Source organism: Methylotuvimicrobium sp. KM2, from assembly GCF_038051925.1.
Classification (GTDB): Bacteria; Pseudomonadota; Gammaproteobacteria; order Methylococcales; family Methylomonadaceae; genus Methylotuvimicrobium.
In genome coordinates this window covers 239,533-263,020 of sequence record NZ_CP150634.1, presented here as the reverse complement: position 1 = coordinate 263,020, position 23,488 = coordinate 239,533, and the positions used below count along the sequence as shown (strand labels likewise).

Below are 23,488 nucleotides of genomic sequence, written 5' to 3'. Positions count from 1 at the left end.
TACTCCTATTTTATTGAGTTATTATTCGAGTCGGTTTCGTTCGTGTTTTTATTGGTTTCGACGGCATCAACCACCCACACCAGGTTTTCGCGAAAAATAATGCGCACCTCGGCCCCAACGTCCAAATTTTGGTCATTACGATAGTTTCTTGCTTTCCAAGTGCTTCCGCGAAACGCAATGCGCCCCTCGCCGCCTGCAGGTATTGGTTCGCAGACTTTAGCCAGTGCATCGTAGGCGTCCAAATCTTCATCGGTCTTGCCCTGTTCGACTTGTGCAGGAATGAATTTTTGGGCGACCCCACGCAATCCGAAGACCAAGGCTAGGGACCCGATAAACCAAACTGTGAAAGCTTGTAACCAACCTTCTATCAAACCGGCGTAAAGCAAAGCGGAAACCAGCACGGCGCCGAGCCCTAGAAAAAATACTATGCCGCCGGGCAACAAAACTTCCAGCAGCATGAGAATAATGCCGCCGATCAGCCAGATATTTACAATTTCATAGTCCTGCATGGATAGCCCAAAATATGTCGTTTTGTATCGATATCTATACTTCGCACCTTCTTATTGAAAAAGAAGGAAACACATGGAATTGATTGTAGTTAAATTTATTAAAAATAGTAGCGTAAAAAGATTTCGTGAATAATAACTTCTTGGAACTATGAGTTTTGTAGCGGGTTCGATTACTCGCCAGACAGGTCTATAAGGCTGTTGCTTTCTGATAGCAGGGGATGGCGTGCTCCGCCGCCTCAATATGTTAGGAATATGCACAAATTTACTTCTACAAGTTTTAGGCACTGTGGAGGTTCGGCGACTCGCTTGACAGGACGCCGTGAACCCAGCACCTAAATTCCATAGGTCTTTGGCAATGATTCAAAATGATGGCTTATTTAGGTGCTGGGTGAATACATCCATGTAGGCTCGACGGCTGCATCTGAATGCCAAGGATGGCATAAATGCAGATTTTGCATTACGCCATGGATGGCGTGTATTAGGGCACCAACAGTAGGCGCTTTAGGCGATGCAGGGCAGAAAAATTCTCCTGCATTTTCTGCATTCATTACATCCCTGTAACTCAGCAATTGCCGAGGAGCAAAAATCTGCAAACGCCATGGATGGCGTGAATGCAGATTTTGCAGGAGCAAAAATCTGCCCTGCCGCCGACGCCTGTCAATCGAGCCACCGAACCCCCTTTTAGCCTTTGTCGAAGTTATTTCATGCACGTTCCTTAATGCCCAAATTTGAACTGCGAAAGCTATATAGCGCACTCAATCGAAAACAACGAACTTGTAAAAAAATTTCGAGATACTTTACTTCAGCACGCGTACAATGAAGTCGCTTATATAACACAAGGGTAAAACTATGAGAATTATAAAATTTGCAGCTTTATTAAGTTTAATGGCAATTACAGGCCATGCGTGGGCTGAAGCCGCTTTCGAATCGATTCAAGACGTTCAAGGCAAGTGGAAATTGGAATACACTAAAAAGTCAATCGATGCCAAAGAAAAGCTACAACGTGAAGATACTTGGGCTTTTAATGACGGAAAAGTCACTATTACGAATATCCCTCGAGAAGGCTCACATTATGACCAATTGCCGGTAAAATACGTAATCGAGGACGGCAAACTGAAAATTGCCCTATTGGGCCGCTCCGATCGCTTCGATACTTTTTCCCTAATCGAAAAAGATGAAAAAAGCATGACGCTCAAAGGGAAATACGGCGACATTTATTATTTCCAGAAAAAATAGCTTTTAACTGAGCAGTATCGTTATATCGGATAACAATCCAACGTTCTCCCTTTTCAGCGCCGCTTTATAGGAGCCTCTTTTAACGCTCCTTGCGATAGAAAATGCGGCGCTACCACTATTCCGGTTTTTAAGAAATACATGAGAACCGTAAACATCATTCATGTTCTCGTAAAACCGCCCCCCTCTCAACTATCGAGCGCTCTTGCCGATACCCTATTTACCATTAACTAAAAAGAGGATCATATCATGGTAGATTCCGTCTCGGGTTTAGCCACCTTAGCCACCCGAATGTCCGTGCAGCAAACCGCGCTTGACGCCAATGTTGCTGTACTCAATAAAATTCAAGATCAACAAGAAGCGGAAGGCGAAGCCGTAGTAAAGTTGATCGAATCGACGTCCGCAGCCAAGGGCGGCATCGATGTCTATGCCTAGTCATTGCTCATAATCCTAAATTTGGCAGTTTAACCATAAAGCACATGAAGTTCCTGAAGAATTTCAAGATATTACCTAAGCGTTCTCGCTAACCTCTTGGGTGAATGAATGCTCTATACATGCTCATAGCAAGTTATTGAACTATACCTTTCGTACTTCAAATTTCGGCAGCGCCTGAGGAGGCACCGGGGTGTGCGGCGAAGGCTTTGCCAGCAAGGAGCTGGCATAGAGCCATGGACGAATTCACCCAGCACCTAAATTCCATAGGTCTTTGGCAATGATTCAACATCATGGTTTATTTAGGTGCTGGATGAATTATCCAAGATAGTTAACCATAGCCAATGACCTATGGAATTTAGGTGCTGGGTTCATGGCATCCTTTGACGAACACTCCGGTGCCGAATTTTGATCTACGAGGGGTATAGTTGCTCGGTATCTCTGTCGATGCACGACGTTCTTTGAGACACCCAATCCTGTATTTGCGTCGCCACCCACCCGCCGTCGTCTAGAGTCAAATCGTGACCGGCCCAGGGATGGGAACGCAATTCAATACGCCATTTTTTATGAATAGCCTCAGAGCATGCGGGCGATACCAGACGATCGCCCTGCCCGTTCAATAACAAAATCGGACACTGAGGATTGCTGTTGCTCGGCTTATAAGTGGCTGCCGCGACAATTTGACGTAAAGCATTTCTAATGGAAATCGGTCGCGCTTTTTGTATCCGCGCCCATTCATCGATGATCGCTTCATAAAGATCTTTTCGATTACTAACTAAACGAACAATGCGGGATTCTCGCCGAAAAATATCGCGCGTCATCGCCAATTCGGCAAAATCACGATAACTTTGCCGACGCAAGCGCATATAAAAGGGACTTAGATCGGCAAAGCTGGTATTCATCAAAACCTCGCCGACAATGTCTTCAGGATGACGGCTCAACCATTCCCAGGCAACCATCGCGCCGAGCGAAAGTCCCAGAACGGAGACAGGCTTTTCCAGCAAGCCTTTCGCGAGTGCGTCACCACGAACACTTTCTACTATCGCTCGTATCGAACACGGACTGGCCTTTCGATAATAGCAACCTGTGCCCGGCAAATCGATCAAGCTGATACGGGATGCCGGAAATGCATCTTGCAATAGCGGCACGAAATCACCCCAATGCGCGGACTCCCTAGCCAAGCCCCTAAGCAGAATCCAATGTTTTCCTAGCGCCTCATCCATACCAAAGACCTAATGCTTTATTTTTATTATGTTGTTTTTGTTGCTGATTAAGCTTTGCCCAATGTTCCGGATATAATAAACTTCGTTGTAAAAAGTCGAACAACATGAAATGCCGCCTTAGAACTCTCTCCCGGCGATGCGGTAAGATCGGATGAAATAAGCCGTGTTTTAGAAAGAGGTGCATCGGGTTTTTGCGCAACCAAATCCATGACCCCATCTCCAACGTAAACGGAAGAAATAGCCGCTCGGTACCAAACCTTTCAATGAACTCATCGAATAAGTAATCCCACAAATCGCCATTAATCACGTATTCCTTGCAAGTCGGCTCAATCGTGTAAATATGATGCGGATAACAACGGTCATAGCGTTCCTTCAAGGACACGGTTTCTGCAATAAAAGTAAAAGGCGTTTTTTTTGATGCATACGGAAACCACAAGCGATCCCGAACACCGAACCCCGAGTGCAAATCAAGCGCCATCGATAAGGGTGCGTTAAAAAGATGCCGCTCGACGACATCGCACAAAGCTTGCGCTTCCAGCTCCATTGTCACTTTATTACCTCGATACCAAGGCAGTCGGGCCGAGATTCGATGCCCGCTATATAATCGGCGTTTGCCCGAGCCCTCGGTGGGTGAGTTGCGCATTAAATCGACGCCGTTGCCATTACAACGAGTACCGAGATAAACTCCGACCGGATTTACGATGGGAACGAATACCAATCGCAATTGCTCGAGGCGGGTCAGCAACTCACGATCCCAATCCAGCAATTGGGTGATGGTTTGAAGGTAAGACAAGATCACCTCGGAACCGATTTTTTCGAGCCCATGGACACCGCCGAAAAACCCCAGAACGGGCGCATCGGGTCCTGCCGATCCGATGCTGATGCAATGTATCGGAAACTCAAGCTCCCGACATTTAATCCGCGCAATCACCTCTGTTTGGGCCCGTGTACCGAGTTGATCGATAATGCGTTCTAATTGGTCGAGTTCAGGGAATTTAACTCCGGTCATGACAGCCAACGGTATAGTTCTTTACCCAGCATCCCAACACACTAGCATGATAAAAAGACAATTGAGTTAAAACCCATTACTTCCTCTATACTCAATAATTTACTAACTTTATCGGCTAAGATTCAGCAGCGCTTGGCCGCCCCGTTTTAACTTTTTCGATTTGCTCCAAAGCCTGTTTAAGACTTTCAATGTCCAATTTCGTTAGTAAATGTAGTCCGGCGCGAAGAATTTCACTTTTTTTGACATGAACACCGGCCGATAGGCAGGTTTTCTTCAAAGCCGAAATTTTCTGATAATCCTCTTCAGGAAACGAAAAACTGTCACGGATTACTTTGGACTTGGCGGCTTTTTTCTTTTTAAGCGGCCTTTGAGCTTCGCTTTCAGCTTTTTTAACGTTAATTTCCGGCTCCGCTATTTTAGCCGTAGGCTGTTTTTTAGGCGCTTTTTTTGCGGAGACCTTTTTAGCCGGAAGTGCGGTTTCGGTTTCAATTAATTCTATTGTCGAATTTTTTGATTTTGGCTTGGTTGTATTCATGATGCCTCCTTAAGACAGGTTTATTAACAGTATAAACCGTTTATACTGTTTTTCATGTTTTATTTTTACCCATCTAATAAAGCCCCCTCCTTATACATAGCAACGTGCATTTCATGACCATTGATTCATGATTTTGTCATATGAGCCCTATAGCATTTCGGACGCCTTACATGCATTCTCGAGGAAAGTATCATGAACATTAAAACCGTTGCGGTTTCGGCGATAACAGCTATTAATCGAAATTTCGTCGATTCTCTAACAGTTTTTCGGCTCGATTTCAGGGCACATCGTCCATTCAATCTATTCGGCATATCCGCCGCCCTTAAATCAAAACCGTTTAATGCTAGTCCTGGCGTTACTCCGTCTATATAAGTTTTCCAAATAATGCATACGGGCAAGTTTTCGACCGATAAATCCTAATTGCTGTTCTCTCTAATCGATTCATTCTTCATTTGGAGGATTTTAATGTTCCGAATAAAACCTCAAACCCAACTTATGCTAGTTTTAGTTAGCCTATTATCCGCGCATGGCGCATGGGCCAATAAAAACTCGCAACCTAAATTAACCCTTAATAACGCATGTAACTATTCAGCGCATTTGGTCGGTTTGGCGTCGGGTATTGATTTCTAAGGACGCGTAAATACGTCCCTGTAAGCTCTGACTGCAACGTCCTGTTGCAGACAGCCTTATAAATCAATGCCCGACACCTTCTTATATATGACTTATGCTGAATAATTACTAACGCATCAGCTTATGAGAACCAAGGCGTCATTTCATTTTCCATTCAAAAGACCGCCCGACGAGCAAAAGCATAAAGATAAATGCCGTGCCGTTACCCGGCACCGCAAAACCTGCTTCAGTAATAGGAAATAAATCCGACTGACTGTTATGACAAATCGATGAATGTTCTCGATTTAACTAGGATGGAACGGCGATGAGCAAACATTTATCCTAAAAAGAGTAGTTGGCAAGTGTTGTAGACCGTTCGTGCTGAGCCAAGTCGAAGTATGAAGGGTCTACAACACTTACACCGGCTTGGTGAAGCCTCAAACTAACGTTCCCCCTTCGACACGGCTCTCCTGAGCGCAGCCGAATGGCTTAGGGCGAACGTTATTTTGAGGCTCTCAACTGCTCTTTTTAGGTTTATCGCTTCATCATCCTGTCACAATATCTTTTTACGATCACGTATCGAGGTTCATTTCAGCGGGGTGATCATGTATCTAATCAAATATCTGAAACTAGCGGACGTTTTCACGGTAGCGAATCTGTCCTGCGGCATTGTTTCGATCATCATGTCAATCGAAGGCAATTTCGTGCTCAGTGCAACTTTATTATTCATCGCGGTGATTTTCGACATATTGGACGGTAAAGTTGCCGGCTTGATGCATCAGAAGAATTCGTTCGGCAAACAAATCGATTCAATGTCCGATTTAATATCGTTCGGCGTCGCGCCGATGTTTCTCTTTTACGCCTTGCAAAAACCGGCGCCCTGGGTATCGATTTTATTGTTGTTTTTCATCACCTGCGGCATGTTCAGGCTGGCCCGATACAACGTTTCGGAAGCGCAAAGTTTCGAAGGCGTACCGATTACGGTCAATGGCGTACTGTTTCCGGTTCTTTTTTTGATCTACAGCAATTTTCCGGAAAGCCTGAATGTATGGCCGTTCATTATTGTCGTACAAGGCTTGCTGATGATTTCGACACTAAAAGTATCGCGAATCTTTTGAGGCTCGCCTATGAAAAACGTTAAGTTATGGCTGGCCATTATAAGCTTGATCATCGTGATGTCTTTTTACATGGCCGATATCGTGACGATCGACAATGTCAAGGCCAATGAAGCCAACCTGCGCGATTTCATCGAAGAACATTATGGCTTGTCGGTTCTGTTATTTTTTGTCGCCTGCTCGCTTTTCATCAACTCGCCGATTCCGCTGGCCGCCCCGCTGAAAGTGTTGGGCGGCTACTTTTTCGGATTCTATTGGGGGACGCTTTACAACATCGGCGCCACCCTATTGGCCTGCCTAGTCGGTTTCGGTGTTAGCCGTTACACATTCAGGGATCCATTCGAAAAACGTTATTACGATAGATTAAAGACGATCGAGAACGAAATCGAGACGAACGGGTTCTATTATTTCTTATCGTTACGGTTAGTCATGGTCGTGCCCTATTTTCTGATCAATATTTTAGCCGGCCTGTCCCGAATTTCCTTCAGGAAATATGCAACGAGCACGCTAGCCGGCATTACGCCGGCTTCATTCATTTATGCGAATGGCGGCAACATGCTCGAACAGATCACTTCACTACAGGAAATATTCCGATTCGACATCATCCTGTCATTGGCCGTAGTGGCATTGATCTCGCTGTGCCCGGTCATCATTAAGAAATACAGTTACAAAAGCTCTTAAAAATCAAAAACGAGTAAGATGAATGCAATGAAGCCCATCGTCCTTGGTGCGATGATATTAGTGAGGTCATTCTAACGATCATGAAGGTATGATCATCGCCCCGGCAAATGAAAGTGCGGGCGTGGCGGACCATGAATCTCCCGGAAACAAAAGCTTTGCGTCGAGCTCGATGCGTTTACCGTCTTAGATTAACGTACTTCTCAATAGATAATCAGAATTGGAGACGCCCCTATTCAAACACTCAAACTCCCGATTTGCCAAAATTTAGATACTCGGTTCGATGTAAGAAACCTTTGGTCCCTTGGCCAAATTAAAGCAGGCTCATCAAAGATTCTACGAGTCGCTAATAAGGAACGGGGCACCCCGATGCCCAAATTAGGTAGCAAAAATGTACCTGATTAGCAAGATGTTTCCGCTTACCGAAGCCAAGTATCCGCGCAGGGGCCAGTCGGAGTCGCAAAAACTACAATATGCTGTTAACCAAGCTTCCAGCTTGGGTAGCCTGTTTAGAAGTAACTATTCAGTCCCCCGGCAATTATCGTTCCCACGCTCTGCGTGGGAATGCCTGAGTACCGCTCCAGCGGTACGAGACGCCAGAGCGTCTCGGTCTTCATTCCCACGCCGGAGCGTGGGAACGATAGGGGGTGTGAATAATTACGTTTAGAAAGCTCTAGCCTCCCGACAATCAAGAAAGAATGAACGAGCGACTAGGGACTGATTATGAACGAGCGAATGTTGCGCCGGTCTCAGGAAGCTAGATCTTCCGGGGTGTCTTTCCCAAGCTGAAGCTTGGGAAAGAGCGTGATGCGGGTTGGCCGTTTTTAGATTGACGCGCATGGCTTACGAACCCCGTCCTGCTAGGGATATGCTGATCTTTGGACTTTAGCTGAAGAAACATGCTAATCAGGAAATTTATGAATCGCAAGCGAAATGGTTTTGATAATCCGCTAAGGATCTTCTGATCACTTCGTGAGCTTCCTCTCGACCATAAACATGTGTGATTTCGCAAATACTGGCTTCGTTAGGGAGATGTTTATAGGTCAGAAAATAATGTTTCAAGCGGTCAATATAGGATATCGGACAATCGGACACGTCATTCCATTGCCGGTAAAACGTGTCTCCTTTCATGACGGCAATAATTTTATCATCGGCTTCGCCGCCGTCTAACATACGAAACCCTCCGATGGGTATCGCTTGTAAAAGAATGTCGCCATGCGACACGTTGCGCTCACTCAACACACAAATATCCAACGGATCCCCGTCGCCTCCGGTTACCGATCTACCCGATTTCTGTTCGGCGAATTCGGCCACCTTTTCCGCGCAAAAGGTTTGCGGTATGAATCCGTAAAGCGTGGGAATCATATTGGAAAATTTTTGCGGCCTATCGATTTTAAGAAAGCCGCTTACCTTATCGATCTCGTATTTGACGGTGTCCGACGGGACGATTTCGATAAAAGCGGTAACGATATTCGGGGCTTCGTCGCCCGGGTGTATGCCGTGCCAGGGGTGAGCTCTATGCTTGGTATTCATTTACTAATTTGTTCTGAAGTTAAAAACGAAAAGGTTACGCTGCGGGAGAGCTTTGTATGCTCAACGGCTATTAATGTACCAATCTAATAGAACTTGTCGAGTACGTCGAGGAATTGTTTATAAATTTTCTTAAATGGTTTATTTCGATAACACTATAAAAAATATTTAGGCTAATCGCCTCGGCCCAAATCGGCAAGCTGCCTCCCTGCCGGAAGACAAAAGAGAGGCAGCATGGATTTACAGTATATGGAATCGTTTGGTTATTTTTGCAACATATTTAAACTGAAGGCAACTTAACTATTTACGGAATCTTTTTATTGCCTTTGGACCAGTCAGACGCTCCCATTTTTGGAATCCTTTAAGCGCCTTCGAGCCGGTCAACTGCCCCCGATCAATGCGGAAAACCGTGGTCGTGCCGCTGACTTCATTTGCGACGACCAATAACGGCACGCCCGGAATCGGGCTTTTCGATGCTTCAATTACGATTAAGCCTTCCGCCCCCAGGTCACCGGCGTCAGGTGTTCCTGGCTCGAAGCCAAAATCGCGGTTATTGATGTATTGCACGAACGTCGGGCGATAAGGATTGCTGATATCGTAAACCATCACGCCGCCAATACGCTCCAAGCCGATAAATGCATAAGTGCTACCCCACAATTTAGCGACTACGACACCTTCAGGCTCTGGCCCTTTATCGTCGCTGCGAGTCTCGAAACTGTTTTCGCGGTGATTGGAATTGAAATTTTCGGGGTAACCTTTAGCGGTGATGCGTTCAAAATCCGAACCGCTGTCATAGGCTTGTTTCATGCTGTCTGCGGCATAGATCGAAAACGAGCGGGCACCGAATGCATAAATGTCTTCGTAACACGAACCATCCGCACTTAAACCGTTTGCAGTCGTCACATTCAGACGGCCAAGATTAGTATTGTCGCGCAATTGAGAGAAAGTGGTGACACCCATTTCATTGTTGGCAAAGAAATCCAGAAAACGCGGCGAGTCTTCACACACGGGAATCTCACCCGACAAAGCGCGAAACCGGGAGGCTTCGACATAACCCGGATTGCCCTCCCACTCACGAGCATCGCCTTCGTTGGCCGTTACGATGAACGATTTTCCACGATATTCGTAATTGGCGATTGTGTCCGGCATGTAGATGCCCCAGATAGGCCAATTCGTGATATTGATTTTGCCATCCCGATCGCTGACGTCGAGCTCGTTACCGGACAGCATGTGATCTTTGAATCCCAAGCCATTGACTGCAGTGATCTTGCCTGCTTTGATGTCTAAAGTGCCGATCGCGTTGTTTTCTTGTAACGACACCCATGCGGTTTTCGAATCGTTGGAAACGGTTATCCATTCGGGCTCCATGTTTCTTGCGACACGTTTGCCGTCGCCAGGATTGACATCCGGGCCGAAAATTCGAACGGAGGCATCGAGATCGCTCTCTTTGAAACTTTCGAAGCCTGCCGTACGAACATGGCTTTGCGTCAATTTAGCGATTTGCTTGGGTAAGTCGATGATGCTGACCTAACCTTCCGGATCGATCGTATAATCGTCGTTCGGTTCGCCTTCGTTGGCGACCAATACACGCTTGCCGTCCGGGGTAAAGGTTATAGCATCAGGCAAAGCGCCGATTTGCACACTAGCCAAAACATTACCTTCGATATCGAGGAAAACGGCCTTGCCCGGATCGGTCTTGACTGCCGCTTCAACGGCTGCTGCAACCAAACCTTTATGAACGGCAACACTATTTACTACAGCGCCGTAACCGGATAAATTGATATTAAATAGTAAGGTCGGTTTAGACGGATCTTTAATATCCAATACATCGATCTGACCGCTTTCGGCATTGACGACAAACAGACGTTGCGATTCCGGATCGTGTGCGACGATCTCAGCAGAGGACTTGTCAAAAGTTCCCGTTGCGTAAGTACCGATAGGACTTAACTCAAGTTTAAACGGTTTAGCGGCTTCAGCTTGTCCATTGAGGACAAAACCCAATCCGATCAAACTACTTGCAAGGATGGTTTTATTCACGATTACTCCTAGCCTGGCGGGTTGAAAGGAAATACGCATAAGGTTAAATAAGTCGATGCCAGACCTTTTCAATCCTAAATAAGCAAGATTACATTTTCATGACTTTGAAATTTGCGTAGAACGACTAAAATGAGCAAGAGCCGCTTTTTCTAATCGTCTTCCGATATGAGTTTTATGCAACCGCCTTCGACCTGGGTTTAAAAGTCGATTCTCTCCGGCGCCACACGCAACACTTCTTCTATTGTCGTCAACCCCGACGCGACTTTTTCCGCACCGCTAAGCCGAAGCGGCTTCATGCCTTCCTTAATCGCTTGATGTTGCAATGCGGTTAAATCGCAACCTTCGGTAATGAGCGGCTGGATACCGGGGCTGTTTTCGAAAATCTCATAAATTCCGATGCGCCCGGCATAGCCGGTATTGTGGCATTCCTTACAACCTAAGGCCTGATAGACTTGCTTAGGGACTGCGACTTTGAACGGTGCGACTAGGTTTTGCCATTGCCGGCTATCGACCGGCGAGGCGGCTTTGCAATGTCGACATAACACCCGAATTAATCGCTGCGCCATGATACCCAATACGGTCTGTTGAATCAGATAGCCCGGCACACCCAAATTAAGCAAACGAATGACCGCAGCCGGCGCATTATTCGTGTGCAACGTCGAAATGACCAAATGCCCGGTCAATGCGGCCTGCACGGCCATTTCGGCGGTTTCCAGATCGCGAATCTCGCCGACCATGATGATATCCGGGTCTTGTCGCATCAACGTACGTATGCCGCTCGCAAAATCGAGTCCTATATTGTGTTGAACTTGCATCTGATTGAATAACGGCTCGATTTGCTCGATCGGGTCTTCGACTGTGCACAAATTGATTTCCGGCGTCGCGAGCCGCTTTAGAGTTGAATACAACGTGGTCGTCTTTCCGGAACCCGTCGGCCCTGTGACCAAAATAATGCCGTGAGTTTGCGAGGTCATCCGATTCCAAATCGCCAACTCCTGCTTGTTGAAACCCAACTGCCGGTAATCGCGCAACAAAACTTCAGGATCGAAAATACGCATCACCAGCTTTTCGCCGAACGCAGTCGGCATCGTCGATAATCTGAGTTCAATTTCCTTACCGTTGACATTTTGGGTTTTGACTCTACCGTCTTGAGGAAGTCGCTTTTCGGCAATATTCATTCGCCCCAAAATCTTGAGTCGACTCAAAACCGCATTCAAAATCGGCATCGGCAACTGATAAACGTGATGCAAAATGCCGTCGATGCGAAAACGGACGTTGCCTTGGAGACGGCGCGGTTCGATGTGGATATCGCTGGCGCGTTGGTCGAAGGCGTATTGGAACAGCCAATTGACCAAATTGACGATATGCTGGTTATTGACATCGAAATCGGATTGCTTGCTGAGCTCGACTAATTGCTCGAAATTTTGGCCTCCGGCACGGCCATCGCCATTGGCTTGGACCCCGGCGCCTTTGAGCGAGCGCGAAAAATTATAAAACTCTTCGGTATAACGCTTGATTTCATCCGGGTTAGCGAATACCAAGCTAATATTGCCGCTATGCATCTTGGCAAGATCTATTTGCCAAGAACCGATACCGGGTTCGGCCGTTGCAATCACGACTTCGTCATCGCTGACTTTGATCGGAAGTATGTTGTAATGAGTGGCGTAAGCCTTACTAAAGATAGCGGTAACGCTCGGCACATCGATTCGCAAGGGGTCGAAATAGTAATAAGTCATCCCTAATTTGTCGGCCAGCCATTGGGTTAGTTCTTCCTGAGTCAATAATTTGCCGAGCCGGGTCTTATCGCCGATTTCGCATTCGGTCAGTATTTTCAGCGGATGTTTGAGCTTGTTGATCGAGGCATTGGCGTATTGCCTGCATTTTTCAAGATCCTTGGCCGACAGCATACCGTCTCGATCGAGCCAATCGATAACCCGGTCGATATCTAGTTTTTTGTCTTCCGTATTGAATTCTACCCGCATAAGCATTATTTATTAAACAACATACCAATACAGCTTAGCTAAAATTTAAGAGTCCGGTCCATATACTTCTATTGATCAAAAAATTCGGCACCGGGGAGTTCGGTCCCTCCTTAAGCAATGCCAAAATTCAAAGTACGAAAGGTATAACTGTCGATTTTTAACAAAAAATAATTGGCATTTTAATACTCGGGTTAATCCATTTTTTACTTGTAAAAATTCGGCTTCACTTTTATTAAGGGGACCAGCCGGAATCTTTAAAATGGCGCATGCAATTCATACCCGGATCTTAACCGGATCAATCAAGTAAGCATTTTGTAAGCAGATTTTATTAGGCTATTGAAGTTTTAGCGTTACACTTTCCATTTTCAGCTCACTCATTCAACTCTCTTCGCAATGACGCAAAAAGCATTCAGTCAAACCGTACTCAGGACATTGTTTGATTACCTGCTGTCGGAAATGGGCAGTTCGGCACATGATAAAGGCCTGCATCAACATGAAGTTCCGTCCAGCGCCGTTTCGGATAACTTTCATTTAACAGCCAACAAGCTTGGATTGATTAGCCATGAGCTGATGCTGACGATCGATCAAGCCGCGATCGCCTCCGGGCATTTAACGCAACTACTCAAACCCCTTGATGACGGGCGCTGGCTGGTGTTAGCCGGCTTTAGCCGAGGCCGGATCAAAGCCACATTGATCGATGGTCACATAGTTACGGCGCGAGTATTCAAACTCAACGAACTCATGGAGTTGCTCAATTGTCCCTGCGACCGTTTACTCGAATGGCATTTGGTGGAATTAAAGGCGTCGATGGATGCTTCGTCCCATGATGAACATGGCCACGAACACATGCCGCCTTTGCAACGGCTGTTTGAAATGATCAAAGTCGAGAAAAAAGACCTGTGGCATGTCATTGTGCTGGCCATCGCTTCCGGATTGTTGAGCCTTGCAACACCTGCCGCGGTACAGTCGCTCGTCAACACGGTGGCCTTGGGCGGCATGATGCAGCCGTTGACGGTACTGTCGACGCTATTGTTTATCTTTTTGGTATTTTACGGCGCGATTTCTATAGTACAGTCTTATTTGGTCGAGTTGATTCAACGTCGCGTGTTTGTCCGCATGGCTGCCGATCTTGGCAATCGGCTACCGAATGTTGATTGGTCGAAATACGACGATAAAAACGGTCAGGAATTGGTTAACCGTTTTTTCGATATCCTCACGGTACAAAAAGCCGGAGCCTTTTTGCTGTTGGACGGCTTCGCCATTGCCCTGCAGGGCATCATCGGCTTACTGGTATTGGCTGCCTATCATCCGTTGCTGTTACTGTTCGGTTTGCTTGTGGTGTTATGGATTGCTTTCGTTATCTTTGTACAGGGCCGCAAAGGCGTTGATACCTCGATAGAGGAATCCTATGCCAAATACGCAGTGGTCGCCTGGCTGGAAACTTTAGCGCGTAACGGCCAAACTTTTAAGTTTTCGGGCGGCCCCGAACTAGCGAGGGAACGCACCGATGAATTGGCTTATGAATACTTAAATACACGTAAAAGCCATTACCGTATTCTTTTGAATCAACAATACAGCCTTTACGCCCTATATGCCGTGGCCAGTACGACATTATTGGCCGTTGGAGGGCTATTAGTCATGGAAGGACAGCTCAGCCTCGGGCAGTTGGTCGCGGCCGAATTGATCGTTTCCGGCGTACTCGCTTCGTTTGCTCAATTAAAAAAGAAATTGGAAAGTTATTACGATTTAATGGCGGGAGTCGACAAACTGGGACATTTACTCGACCTGACGGTCGAACGGGAAACCGGAGACGTATTAAAACTTTCGGAACCGGCGCATGTCGGCGTCTATGATTTGACGTTGACCTATCATAATCGCTATACCGCGTTTAAAAACATGACCTTCGAAATCATGCCCGGCGAAAAAGTTGCGCTATTCGGAGGCCCAGGAACGGGCAAATCATCGCTCGCCGAATTGTTGACAGGACTACGCTTACCCAGTCACGGCCATGTCGAAATCAATCATATCGATATGCGCGAAATTCGCTTGGAAAGCCTCCGGCAATCGGTCGCGGTGGCCGGGCGCGTTGAAATCATCGAGGACACCATCATCGAAAATGTTCGCCTAGGCAGACCCGACATCAGTGTGCACCAAGTTCGAGATATAGTGAATCGTTTAGAAATCTTTCCCGAGCAAAAACAATTGCCGGAAGGTCTTTATACCGTGCTCAACTCGGCCGGTTCTCCGCTATCGTCCAGCCAGGCACAAAAATTGTTGCTAGCCCGCTCGATCATCGGAAATCCGCGTGTATTGATTCTCGATGAACTGCTCGACGACTGGAAACATTTCGCCGACAGCACAGCCCGCGATGTATTATTCGCGGACGATGCGCCATGGACTTTGTTGGTGTTGACCGGGTCGAAAACAATTGCACAACTTTGTCAACGAACCATCGATTTATAGATTCATTGGCCTCATGCAGACACAAGATCATCATCCATTATTATCGGTATTAAGCGCTTCACAGACCCCCCGCTTTGTAGGACAGGTCGTGACGATATTCGCCTGGCTGTTCATTCTGATACCGATATTCGCACTTTTTCTGCCCTGGCAACAAAATGTCAACGGTACCGGATATGTCTCGGCATTCGCTCCGTTGGAAAGACAACAAACAGTCGATTCAACGGTCTCAGGGCGAATCTTGCAATGGCATGTCAAGGAAGGATCGAAGGTGAATGAAGGCGATTTGTTGGTCGAAGTCAGCGATATCGACCCGTTATTGCCGGAACGCTTGAAACGGCAGCGTGAAGCCAATATCGCCAAATTGGATGCTAAACAGCGGGAGCTCGCCGCTTACGAAGTCCAAATCGACAGCCTGTTGACCGTGCGCGACATGAAAGTCACCGCCGCGCAATACAAATTGGACATGGCTCGGCAAAAGGTTGCCGCGGCTTCCGAAGCTTTGGTTTCGGCACAGGCGTCATACGAAACGGCGCAACTGCAGCAAAAACGATTTTCACGCCTGTTGGGCGACGGACTGGTTTCGCGGCGCGATTTCGAAGTTGCCGAACGCGACGCAATCGTCGGAATTCGCTCGCTAAACAGTGCGAAAGCCTCGCTGCAATCGGCAAAGGCCGAACAAAATGCCGCGGAGGCCGATATCAATCAAATTCGCGCCGATGCACAAGCCAAGATCGATTCGACAACCGCATCGAAGAACAAAATACTCGGCGAGATCGAGGATATCCGTAACAGCCTCGTCAGTAACGATGTCAGCATTGCCCGACAAAAGTCGCAACGCATTACCGCACCTCGAAGCGGCACCGTCTTGCGCTTATTGTTAAATCCGCAAGGCCAAATCGTCAAACAAGGCGATCCGCTATTGATTCTGGTACCGGATATCGACTCGCGCGCGGTCGAAGTTTGGGTTTCCGGCAACGATGCGCCTCTGATTTTACCAGGACACCATGCTCGATTGATGTTTGAAGGCTGGCCCGCGATTCAATTCGTCGGTTGGCCTGAAGTCGCGGTCGGTACGTTCGGCGGCACCGTCGCCTTCGTCGATGCGAGCGACAATGGCCAAGGTAAATTCCGCGTAATGATCGTACCCGACGAAAGCGATCACTTGTGGCCTTCCGAACGTTTTTTACGCCAAGGCGGCGCTGTCAAGGCTTGGATTCTGCTGGAACAAGTCAGTATCGGCTTCGAAATATGGCGGCAGTTGAACGGCTTCCCGCCGATGTTGACGCCGGAACATCCATATCGCGATCTGGATCGTATTCAAACACACAGAAAATCCGATAAATAGCGCGATTTAACGAGAACAGACGATTTATGTTGAAAACTCATTTCCCGGTTGCACGCCTTCACCGAAACTTGACGGTTTCCGGTGCATTCGCTTTATTGTCGGGTTGTTCTTTCTATTTCGATACCGGGCCGAAACCGGAGCTGGCGCAAAAAGTTGAAGAGCGTATGCAACGTGAAGAAGATTTGACGCTGCCGGATCTATCAAGAGCCGAGCCGAAAACACTCGACACCGCGATTGCCGAATTCAGAGCCGACCCGAAAAAGCTGGATTTGACCGCCCCCCCCGTTGCGCTCGAGGAAAAAGATACAACCGAAGCCGCGGAAGAAAGCCATGCGCTGACGATTGCAAATGCGCGGGCTATGGCGCTGACCAACAATCTCGACTTGAAAATCGCTCTGATCGACCCGAGTATCGCCGCCACGGTCGTCAGCGAAGAAGAGGCCCGGTTTGACGATCTGATCTTTGCACGCGCCAAGTATTCGAATAAAGACACGCCTTTTCTCGACGGCGATGTCGTAAACTTCAAGGCTGTCGACAAAAACTCGCCGTTGAATGACGAAATCGCCAAGCTAGGTTACATGCCGCAAAGCGCCGAACAATGGGATATCGAGGCCGGCATCATGATTCCGCTACGAACCGGCGGAACAGTAACACTCAGTACCCCGCTCGAAAACAAAAGCAAAAGCCGCTTCGTGGCCTCCGACCAATACCGAAGCGCTCTGCGTTTTTCGATGAGCCAGCCGCTACTGCGCGATGCCGGTATTTCGACCAATGTGGCCGGCATTCGAATCGCACGCTACGAACAACAAATCGTCGACCTCAAAACCCGGCTGCAATCGATCCGCGTATTGGCCACGGTCGACAAGGCCTATTGGGCGCTTTACGCCGCCTGGGGCGAATTGGACATCCGCCGTCAACAATACGAAATCGCACAGCAAAATCTAGCGATGGTCAAACGCCGCGTCGAAGAAGGACTCACCGCCGCGATCGAAATCAATCGGGCCGAGATCGGCGTAGCCGAACGCATGGAGTCTTTGATCATTGCAAATACCCGTCTCAAACTAAGCCAACGCCAATTATTGCAGTTTCTCAACGACAAGCGTTACGGCATCGATACATCCACGATTATGATTCCCGAAACCTCTCCGATGCTGGTCAGTTTCGATTTCGACCGCGAAGCGCTGGCCCGAAAAGCATTGGATGGCCGCTTGGAACTATTGGAATTGGAATTAAAACTCGCTGCCGACGCGACCAAGATCGACTATTTGGAAAATCAAACGCTACCGATGTTCATGCTGGACTACAGCTACGGCACGCAAGGCCGCGATTACGACGATTTCGGCGGCGCCTACGGCGATACGTTTGCCGGACGCTACGACGATTGGTCGGTCGGCTTGAGACTGGAAATTCCATTGACCAACGAGCTACGCAAATCTCGCCTGTCGCGTGCCGTGCAACAAAGGCTGCAACGTCTGACGACGCGCGATTTAAAAGAACTGACCGTACGCAGGGAAATTTATGATGCCCTGGACACTGTTTCACAAAATTGGCAACGTATCATCGCGGCCCGGCAAAACGTCGTACTGGCCGGGGCCAACTACGACGCGGAACTCAAGCAATTTGAAGAAGGCTTGCGGACGATGACCGAAGTATTGGAAATGCTCACCAAACTCGCCGATGCACAAATGAAGGAAGTCAGGGCAATCGCCGATTACCAAGTCGGCCTGATTGATCTAGCTTATGCAACCGGCACCCTGCTCGGTTACAGCAAAGTCGATCTGGCGGGATTGATTTCGAAATGACGGAGCTTGAAACCCAAATTCGGCAGTTCAACCATGAAGCACATGAAGTTAATGAAGTATTTCAAGAGATTACCTAAACATCCCAGCATTCCAACTAATCTTTCGGGTGAGCAAAAGTTGTACAAAAACGAATGACAAGCCCAGCTTTAACATTTTTCGGTCTTCAGGTCATGGGTGGTGCTTCATTTGTTAAGGCAGGGCAAGTTATTGAATTAACCTCTTATTCTTCTTCATGATCTTCATGGTGGAATGCTTTTTCTAGGTTAAACGCATACGAAATAATGCGTGTTTATGAAAATTGCCCGGCCAATCTCGGATCAGTCACTGCCCGTATCCGCATACTTATCGCCGTCGAAGCGATATACGGCGTCTTCGGCCGGTTTAATCGGATGTTGCTCATCGCCGCTTTGGGTGCCGGTTCGCGCGACTAATAAATCCGGATAGCCGTGATAAATGTCGCTTAATACCGAAATAACGCCGGTATAAGACCAACAAGGAATCGTAATCCCGGAAGGCAGCGGCTCATCGTCGCATGCACCCGCATTATTGCCTCCGGTCTGCACAAAACCTAAATCTACCCAGGTCGCGCCGTCGAAGCCGAACAGCACCTTACCGTCATCGAAATAGCCGCCCATGCCGTAGCCGAAGTCGAGCATGAACGCGATCCGCTTGGGCGATAAAGCCAAAATTTCCGCCTGCTTAATATCGGGCGCTTCGCCCCAGGAACCGATTTCGCCGATTCCGGTTTGCATGCCGATTGCGCGCCAGCCGTCCGAATCCAACCGGTAAGTCGCCGCACCGACCTTAACGCCCTGCACATGACTATCCAACGGAGCTCCCGTTACCAGGTCTATTTTCTGAGCCTTGCCGAATATCACATGATAATCGCGATCGCCGATCGAAAAACCTTGCTCGAACCAAAAACCGGCCAATTCCCCGGATTCGGTTTTAATCGATTCGCCGGAGAATTCGCTACCGTATAATTCTTGCAATGCGGAGGAAGGAGTCGGCTTCGAAAAGCGGCGACTCGTTTCGGTCGCGGCTTCGTATTCCGGGTCGACAGCTTTCCGATCCATCGAAAAAAAGACGGCTAAGCCAATCCCCGCTAGCGTAGAGACCAAGCCGATGAACAGTATTTTCCTAGCCCATGTTTGACACCTAACTTTAAAACTCTTTATGAATCAATATTTTATTGGATCATAAATGACCGTAAGGCACTACATAGGCGTTTTTTAAGCGTAATTCGATCTATAGTAGAGTTTTTTGTACACCTCCAGGAAGCGGGTCAAGGCCCAATGTGTGGTAAATCCGTGCTAATTCCGCTTCCGGTTGTGTGCTTTTGCGGATGTGCAGAATACCGCCGTCGGCGCGCCGGAAGGAGGCGGTGACGCGCTGCTGAACGGACAAGATGTCGCGCAGTGTGGACCAGCGGTCGTGAATGCCGTGTTCTTTCAGTTGCCGGCGGATGATTTGCACGAACTGATAGGCCAGGACGGTGATGAACAAATGGCCGTCGACGCGGACTTCTTTGTGATGGTAGACCGGACGAAGCCCGAGTTCGGATTTAAGGCTACGAAACACCGCTTCCAGGTCGGTGAGCATGATATAGGTGCGCCACAGTTTTTCAGCATCCCATTGCGTTTCGTTACTGCGGAGGCAATAGACGCCGGGATGGCTCAGGCGGCTGCCGGCTTTGGGCTGTTTCGACCAGGTCAGGCCGATGACTTTTTCGCCGGTCTCATCCGGGGTCAGTTCGATCGTGTAATGCTGGCCGATACCGTGGTATTTTTCTTGGAGCCGACCGATGCGCTGTTGCAGTTTGTCGAGGCGCTTTTCGGCGCGAGGCTTGTGGAGGCCGTCGGCGATTTTTTGTAATCCGGCTTCGAAGCGCTCGCACAGGTGTTGATTGATGCCGCGCTCTTTTTGTTCGCGCTGTTCGGAGTAGCAATACAAGCGCACTTCTTGGTGTTCGCTGTCGTCGATGCGCTGGATGTGGACGGCGGAGCCGGCGGCGGTTTCGATCGGGATCGCGGTGTCGGCTTCGAATTGCCGAGCGCGTTCGCGGCTGACGACCAGATAGCGGTAACCGTGTTCGCGCAGCCAGGTGAGATTGGCTTCCGTGGCGATGCCTGCGTCCATGACCACCAAGGCGCCGGGTGGTGCACCGAGGTCTTTGAGCATCTCGGCCAAGGTCTTGCCTTCCGAGGCATTGCCGTCGAAGGTCTGGGAACGGCGGACGAAGCCGCTGCCATCGAGCACCAAGCCCAGCGTGACCAGTGGACAGTCGCGGCGCTTTTCTTTGGAGCGGCCCCGTTGCGCTTTCGGATTGGCGGCCGCCGTGCCTTCGAAGTAGGTATTGGTCAAGTCGTATAAGGTAACCGTGGTCTCGAAACCGAACAGATCGTGCACCCGGTTGAACAGCGTGCGTTCGATGACGTCCCGGTGCTTCATCAAAGCGTCTGAAGCCCGATACAACGTGATCGGCTTCATGCGTTCGAAATCGACGTCCAACAGCTCGCCCAAACCGCTGCGCTGACCTAGCCAACGGTGCGTGGCGGCCTCAGAAGCCGGCGCTGCCATGCGCCCGATGATCGAACCCACGACCGCCGCCCGTATCGGCCCGGAGAGACCCAGTCCCATCAGCAGCGAGGTAAAATTGACCAAGTCCATCGCCGCCAAACCGACCTGCTCGACACCGATCGAACGGGGCCTCGCTAATTCCAGCGAGTTCGCATCAATGGTATATATTTCAGCGGGAGTCCGGGACTCCGGTGGCTCCGACGAGACCGATTCCGAAGCCGCCTGTGCGGCTTCATTGACGACACTCATGGCTGGGGTCGGGATCAACGAAAGCCTCACGAGCAATGGCGCGCTTTCCGCCAACAAGCGCGCGGCGATATGTTCCGCGGCCAAGGCCACCGTCTGAGGTAAGTCCGGATCGAATAAACTCGTTTGCAACGATAACAACTCCAGGACACGGCGACATAAGGCCGGCCAAAAAGTGGGCTGGATCGAAAAATGCCGGCCTAGATTCAGCAGTGTGACCTGTTTAACTTTTTGACCGATGCGTTCGGAATGAACCAGTCGATAAGTCTCATGAGGTTCGCCGGTGGCTCTGCAGCGGGTTTGAGTGCGTCGAATAAACATGCCGTCAACTTAGCGCAAACCGCGAGGCGGCGCAAGATGCCTAAGGCATTTTATGGCACTACATTAGCCATTTTCGAGGAAGTCGATTTTTATAGCCCAATGATATCAATTAGTTAAAAAATTAATAATTTTTGCGAATGATAGATATTTACTAGAAAATGTTAAAGGTGGGCTAGATTTTGGACGATTATCAGTTTGCATAATAGTTGTTAACGGGTAGCTTGCCGATGAATAAGTTTAAAAACTCAACCGCGCGCCGGTATAGACGAAGCGCCCGGCTTGCGGTAACGCATAGGTTTCCTGATAGTCCGCATCGAGAATGTTGTCGGCACCGACATATACCTTTCGTACTTCAAATTTCGGCAGTGCCGGAGGAGGCCTCGGGGTGCTCGATAAAGACTTTGCCAGCATGGAGCTGGCATAGAGCCTACATGGACGTATTTACCCAGCACCTAAATTATCTATGTAATCAATCATGGCCAATAGGCTATGGAATTTAGGTGCTGGGTTTACGGCGTCCTTTAACGGGCACCCCGAGGCCGAATTTTCATCTACGATGATGATATGGACTCCTCTCACTCTGTTGGTGTCAAATAGCACCTTAGTAAAAAACAAAACAAGAGGAGTCCGAGATGAATACTAGCGTAATTGGTTTAGATATCGCAAAGAACATTTTTCATCTGTATACGTTGAATGCGGATAATAAAGTCATCAAGAAAAAACTCAAACGGGCGCAAGTCTTGACCTTCTTCGCCAATTATCCGGTCAGCACGATTGGTATCGAGGCGTGCGGCAGTAGCCATTATTGGGCTAGAGAATTAACTAAACTGGGCCATGAAGTGATGTTATTGAACGCGAAGTTTGTCAAGAGCTTCGTGGTCGGCAACAAGAATGATTTTAACGATGCCCAAGCGATTTTTGATGCGGTCGGCCGGCCCAATAAGCGGGTGGTGTCGATCAAAACCGAAGTACAGCAAGATATGCAACTGCTTCATAATCTACGCCAGGATCTGGTCAAACGACGAACTGCTGTAGTGAATCAGATTCGTGGAGCCTTGCTGGAGCGCGGCATTGCCATTCACAAAGGGGTCGATCAAGTCAGAAAACAATGGCCTGATATTTTAGAAGATGCCGAGAACGGACTGACGGCGCTGTGTCGAGAGCTGATTGCTGAGCAAGCCGAACGGTTAAGAGAATTGGATAAGGCGATTAAGGAGCAGGACAAACGGCTTGGCCGGCTCAGTCAAGCCGATGCATTAAGCCGACGTATGCTGGATGTTCCCGGGGTGGGTCCGATCACCGCCACGATTGTGGCATCTGATATCGGGGACGGCAAAGGCTATGCCAGTAGCCGAGATTATGCAGCGAGTCTGGGCCTGGTTCCCGGGCAGCATAGCAGCGGCGATAAACCCCGCTATCTGGGGATCAGTAAGCGGGGTAATCGTTATATCCGAACCAACTTAATTCATGGTGCCCGAGCGGTGGTCAGAAACTGCGCTGGCAAAACCGACCAACTCAGCCGGTGGCTGCAGGCGCTGGTCGAGCGGCGCGGCTTTAACAAGGCTGCGGTTGCCCTAGCCAACAAAAACGCCCGGATACTGTGGGCGATGACCATGAAAAACGAAGCTTATCAAGGGGCGCCTGCCTAACGCGGGCATTGGGCCGGGTTATCCACCCTTTGCCCACCGGCTCCCAGCTAGAGAAGAGAGCTCGGAGCCCGTGGACAAAGCGTGGATAACCCTGATGAGTGAGATTGATTTAACCGAGTACACAAGATTGCGGAGGCAAGTAGATAATCAGTGATGACAACAACAGGTCAGACCGGTGCTTTTACAACCC

The 23,488-nt window shown here is 48.7% G+C and carries 19 protein-coding genes; 8 read left to right on the top strand and 11 right to left on the bottom strand.

Going from position 1 to position 23,488, the window contains the following annotated elements:
• Positions 1 to 5 precede the first annotated feature (5 nt).
• Positions 6 to 509: an NfeD family protein gene (locus WJM45_RS01150; RefSeq protein WP_341327174.1), complete on the bottom strand. Its 504-nt coding sequence runs from the start codon at positions 507 to 509 to the stop codon at positions 6 to 8.
• 849 nt (positions 510 to 1,358) lie between these two features.
• Between WJM45_RS01150 and WJM45_RS01145 the strand changes: the two genes are divergently transcribed.
• Positions 1,359 to 1,745 carry a hypothetical protein gene (locus WJM45_RS01145; protein WP_341327173.1) on the top strand — a complete coding sequence of 129 codons (387 nt, stop codon included), beginning with the start codon at positions 1,359 to 1,361 and terminating at the stop codon, positions 1,743 to 1,745.
• Positions 1,746 to 1,991: 246 nt separating this feature from the next.
• A complete protein-coding gene (locus tag WJM45_RS01140; protein ID WP_341327172.1) occupies positions 1,992 to 2,177 on the top strand; it encodes a putative motility protein in 186 nt (61 codons plus the stop codon).
• Between the two features lie 410 nt (positions 2,178 to 2,587).
• Here WJM45_RS01140 and WJM45_RS01135 read toward each other — a convergent pair whose 3' ends face one another.
• The 3 genes from WJM45_RS01135 to WJM45_RS01125 form a co-directional block, all read right to left on the bottom strand.
• Positions 2,588 to 3,397: an alpha/beta hydrolase gene (locus WJM45_RS01135; protein WP_341327171.1), complete on the bottom strand. Its 810-nt coding sequence runs from the start codon at positions 3,395 to 3,397 to the stop codon at positions 2,588 to 2,590.
• Complete coding sequence (locus tag WJM45_RS01130) at positions 3,390 to 4,406, bottom strand: M14 family zinc carboxypeptidase (RefSeq protein WP_341327170.1); 1,017 nt, start codon at positions 4,404 to 4,406, stop codon at positions 3,390 to 3,392. Before WJM45_RS01130 ends, WJM45_RS01135 begins: the two co-directional genes overlap by 8 nt.
• A 115-nt stretch (positions 4,407 to 4,521) precedes the next feature.
• Positions 4,522 to 4,941, bottom strand: coding sequence for a hypothetical protein (locus WJM45_RS01125; protein ID WP_341327169.1), 420 nt, complete (start codon positions 4,939 to 4,941; stop codon positions 4,522 to 4,524).
• 1,214 nt (positions 4,942 to 6,155) lie between these two features.
• Between WJM45_RS01125 and pssA the strand changes: the two genes are divergently transcribed.
• A complete protein-coding gene (gene pssA, locus WJM45_RS01120; protein ID WP_341327168.1) occupies positions 6,156 to 6,668 on the top strand; it encodes a CDP-diacylglycerol--serine O-phosphatidyltransferase in 513 nt (170 codons plus the stop codon).
• Positions 6,669 to 6,677: 9 nt separating this feature from the next.
• Positions 6,678 to 7,346, top strand: coding sequence for a TVP38/TMEM64 family protein (locus tag WJM45_RS01115; RefSeq protein ID WP_341327167.1), 669 nt, complete (start codon positions 6,678 to 6,680; stop codon positions 7,344 to 7,346).
• A gap of 912 nt (positions 7,347 to 8,258) precedes the next feature.
• On the opposite strand, the gene WJM45_RS01110 is transcribed toward WJM45_RS01115, so the two are convergent.
• From WJM45_RS01110 to WJM45_RS01095, 4 genes are all read right to left on the bottom strand, one after another.
• A complete protein-coding gene (locus tag WJM45_RS01110) occupies positions 8,259 to 8,876 on the bottom strand; it encodes an inorganic pyrophosphatase (protein WP_341327166.1) in 618 nt (205 codons plus the stop codon).
• Positions 8,877 to 9,173: 297 nt separating this feature from the next.
• Positions 9,174 to 10,391, bottom strand: coding sequence for a choice-of-anchor I family protein (locus WJM45_RS01105; protein WP_341328898.1), 1,218 nt, complete (start codon positions 10,389 to 10,391; stop codon positions 9,174 to 9,176).
• 9 nt (positions 10,392 to 10,400) lie between these two features.
• Positions 10,401 to 10,910, bottom strand: a complete 510-nt coding sequence (locus WJM45_RS01100) for a hypothetical protein (RefSeq protein ID WP_341327165.1) — start codon at positions 10,908 to 10,910, stop codon at positions 10,401 to 10,403.
• Between the two features lie 197 nt (positions 10,911 to 11,107).
• Positions 11,108 to 12,892, bottom strand: coding sequence for a GspE/PulE family protein (locus WJM45_RS01095; RefSeq protein WP_341327164.1), 1,785 nt, complete (start codon positions 12,890 to 12,892; stop codon positions 11,108 to 11,110).
• A gap of 393 nt (positions 12,893 to 13,285) precedes the next feature.
• On the opposite strand from WJM45_RS01095, the gene WJM45_RS01090 reads away from it, so the two are divergent.
• The 3 genes from WJM45_RS01090 to WJM45_RS01080 are packed head-to-tail and all read left to right on the top strand — an operon-like array spanning position 13,286 to position 18,502.
• A complete protein-coding gene (locus tag WJM45_RS01090; RefSeq protein WP_341327163.1) occupies positions 13,286 to 15,355 on the top strand; it encodes an ATP-binding cassette domain-containing protein in 2,070 nt (689 codons plus the stop codon).
• A gap of 13 nt (positions 15,356 to 15,368) precedes the next feature.
• Positions 15,369 to 16,700 (top strand): HlyD family efflux transporter periplasmic adaptor subunit, encoded by a 1,332-nt coding sequence (locus tag WJM45_RS01085; protein WP_341327162.1) that lies wholly within the window; start codon positions 15,369 to 15,371, stop codon positions 16,698 to 16,700.
• A 26-nt stretch (positions 16,701 to 16,726) separates the two neighbouring features.
• Entirely contained in the window at positions 16,727 to 18,502 is a 1,776-nt protein-coding gene (locus WJM45_RS01080) for a TolC family protein (protein ID WP_341327161.1), read from the top strand.
• A 317-nt stretch (positions 18,503 to 18,819) separates the two neighbouring features.
• Here WJM45_RS01080 and WJM45_RS01075 read toward each other — a convergent pair whose 3' ends face one another.
• The 3 genes from WJM45_RS01075 to WJM45_RS01065 form a co-directional block, all read right to left on the bottom strand.
• The gene (locus WJM45_RS01075; RefSeq protein WP_341327160.1) at positions 18,820 to 19,578 is read right to left on the bottom strand and encodes a hypothetical protein; all 759 of its coding nucleotides are present in this window, start codon (positions 19,576 to 19,578) and stop codon (positions 18,820 to 18,822) included.
• Between the two features lie 172 nt (positions 19,579 to 19,750).
• A complete protein-coding gene (locus WJM45_RS01070; RefSeq protein ID WP_341325412.1) occupies positions 19,751 to 21,649 on the bottom strand; it encodes an IS1634 family transposase in 1,899 nt (632 codons plus the stop codon).
• A gap of 237 nt (positions 21,650 to 21,886) precedes the next feature.
• Positions 21,887 to 22,060, bottom strand: a complete 174-nt coding sequence (locus WJM45_RS01065; RefSeq protein WP_341327159.1) for a hypothetical protein — start codon at positions 22,058 to 22,060, stop codon at positions 21,887 to 21,889.
• A 221-nt stretch (positions 22,061 to 22,281) separates the two neighbouring features.
• On the opposite strand from WJM45_RS01065, the gene WJM45_RS01060 reads away from it, so the two are divergent.
• Positions 22,282 to 23,298: an IS110 family transposase gene (locus tag WJM45_RS01060; protein WP_341326888.1), complete on the top strand. Its 1,017-nt coding sequence runs from the start codon at positions 22,282 to 22,284 to the stop codon at positions 23,296 to 23,298.
• Positions 23,299 to 23,488 lie beyond the last annotated feature (190 nt).